The following is a 2,589-nucleotide window of genomic DNA, read 5'->3' as shown; positions in this document are numbered from 1 at the left end:
TGCCAGTGCACGTGCCACCTCCCCCGACTCCGCGCGCTCCTCCCCGAGCTCGAACGCCCACACCCACGCCGACAGCGACGCCGCCCGTCTCGCCGCCCTCGGCTACACCTCCGAGTTCAAACGCGACATGAGCCTGTGGGCGAACTTCTCACTGGGCTTCACCTATCTCTCCCCGGTCGTGGGGGTGTACACACTCTTCGCGTCCTCACTGGCCACTGCCGGCCCGCCGATGGTCTGGAGCTTCCTGATCGCGGGCACCGGCCAACTGCTGGTGGCCCTGGTGTTCAGCGAGGTGGTCGCCCAGTTCCCGGTGGCCGGCGGGGTGTACCCGTGGGCCCGCCGGCTCTGGGGCCGCACCTGGGGCTGGCTCACCGGCTGGGTGTACCTGCTGGCGCTGATGTCCACCATCGCGGCGGTCTCCTACGGCGCCGGCCCGTACGTGGCCGCGCTGCTGGGCGTCGAGCCGAGCACGGCGACCACCGTCTGGTGCGCGCTCGGCCTGCTGCTGCTCGCCACCGTGATCAACCTGGGCGGCACCAAGGTGCTGTCGGCGGCCGCCGTGTTCGGCTTCGCCGCCGAGCTGCTGGGCGCCCTCGCGGTCGGCGGCTGGCTGCTGCTGACCCACCGCTACCACGGCCTCGGCGTGGTCTTCGACCGCTTCGGCGCGGGCGACGGCGGCTCGTACACCGACGCCTTCCTGGCCGCCGGGCTGATCGCGGTCTTCCTCTTCTTCGGCTTCGAGGCCTGCGGCGACGTCGCCGAGGAGGTGCCGAACCCGGGTCGACAGATCCCCAAGTCGATGCGGCGCACCATCTACGTCGGCGGTGCGGCCGCGATCGGGGTCAGCCTGGCGCTGGTGATGTCGATCAAGGACATCGGCGCGGTGGTCTCCGGCGACGACAAGGACCCGGTGGCGGCGGTGCTGCACGACGCCTTCGGCGCGACGGGCGCCCGGGTGGTGATCGGCGTGGTGCTGATCTCCTTCCTGTCCTGCGTGCTGAGCCTCCAGGCGGCGGCGAGCCGGCTGACGTACTCCTTCGCCCGGGACCGGATGATCGCCGGCAGTCGGCTGCTGGCCACCGTCTCGGACCGGCTGCGCGTCCCGCCGTACGCCCTGCTGCTCGCGGCGGCGCTGCCCGGCGTGATCATCGTGGGCGCCTCGGCGCTGTCCGAGGGAGCGCTCACGAAGATCATCTCCTTCTCCAGCATCGGTATCTACCTGGCCTTCCAGATGGTGGTCCTGGCCGCCCTGCGGGCCCGGCTGCGCGGCTGGCGCCCGAGCGGGGACTTCCGGCTCGGGCGCTGGGGCCTGCCGGTGAACATCGGCGCGCTGGTCTACGGAGTCGCGGCGATCGTCAACATCTGCTGGGGCCGCACCCCGGACGCCGCCTGGTACGACGACTACCTCGTGCTGCTCTCCGCGCTGGTGGTGCTCGCGGCCGGCTGCCTCTACCTGCTGCTGGCCCGTCCGCACCTGCGCGGCGACGCGCCCTCGGGGGACGCGACGGCGGGCGACACGGCTGCGGGCGACACGACTGCGGGCGACGCGGCGGCTGCCCGGGCGGAGGAGCTCGCATGACCCGGCTCCCCCTCGACGGCGTCCTGGTCGCCGACTTCGGCCGGATCCTGGCCGCGCCCTACCTGACCATGCTGCTGGCCGACCTCGGCGCCGACGTGGTCAAGGTCGAGCAGCCCGGCACCGGCGACGACACCCGGGCCTGGGGCCCGCCGCACGCCCAGGGCGAGGCCACCTACTTCCTCTCCGTCAACCGCAACAAGCGCTCCCTCGCCCTCGACCTGCGCGACCCGGCCGACCACGCCCGGGCGGTCGAGCTGGTGCGCCGCGCCGACGTGTTGGTGGAGAACTTCCGCCCCGGCACGATGGACCGCCACCGCCTCGGCCCCGCCGCCGCACAGGCCCTCAACCCCCGGCTGGTCTACTGCTCGATCACCGGCTTCGGCTCCGGCAAGGGCGCCGACCTGCCCGGCTACGACCTGCTGGTGCAGGCGGTCGGCGGCCTGATGTCGGTCACCGGCCCGGCCCCGGGCCAACCCGTGAAGACGGGCGTCGCGCTGGTGGACGTACTGACCGGGCTGCACGCGGCCGTCGGAGTCCTGGCGGCGCTGCGCGAGCGCGACACCACCGGCCGGGGCCAGCTGGTGGAGGTCAACCTGCTCTCCGCTTTGCTCTCCGGCCTGGTCAACCAGTCCGCCGGCTACACCCTGGCCGGGGCCGTGCCCGGCATCCTCGGCAACCGCCACCCGTCCATCGCCCCGTACGAGGTCTTCCCCGCCGCCGACCGCCCGCTGGTGGTCGCGGTCGGCAACGACCGGCAGTTCGCCGCCCTCTGCCGGGGCCTCGACGCGCCGGAGCTCGCCTCCGACCCGCGCTTCACCACCAACGGCGACCGGGTCGCACACGTCGAGGCGCTCGCCGCCGCACTCACCGATCGGCTCCGACTGCGCACCGCCGCCGAGTGGTTCACCGTGCTCACCCCGCTCGGCGTGCCCTGCGGCCCGGTCAACGACTTGGCCGGCGCCTTCGACCTCGCCGACTCCCTCGGCCTGAACCCCCGGGCCACCCTGCCC

General features: G+C 73.6%; 2 protein-coding genes. Both read left to right on the top strand.

What is annotated here, in order from left to right; genetic code table 11:
• On the top strand, positions 1–1,579 hold a 1,579-nt coding region (locus J0670_RS35475; protein ID WP_243437985.1), incomplete at its 5' end, for an APC family permease.
• A partial coding sequence (locus J0670_RS35470; RefSeq protein WP_207816702.1) for a CaiB/BaiF CoA-transferase family protein occupies positions 1,576–2,589 on the top strand: 1,014 nt, incomplete at its 3' end. The genes J0670_RS35475 and J0670_RS35470, both read left to right, overlap by 4 nt.

The sequence above is a fragment of the Streptomyces sp. FH025 genome (assembly GCF_017427025.1).
Taxonomy (GTDB): domain Bacteria; phylum Actinomycetota; class Actinomycetes; order Streptomycetales; family Streptomycetaceae; genus Kitasatospora.
This window is presented reverse-complemented; position numbering and strand designations above follow the sequence as displayed.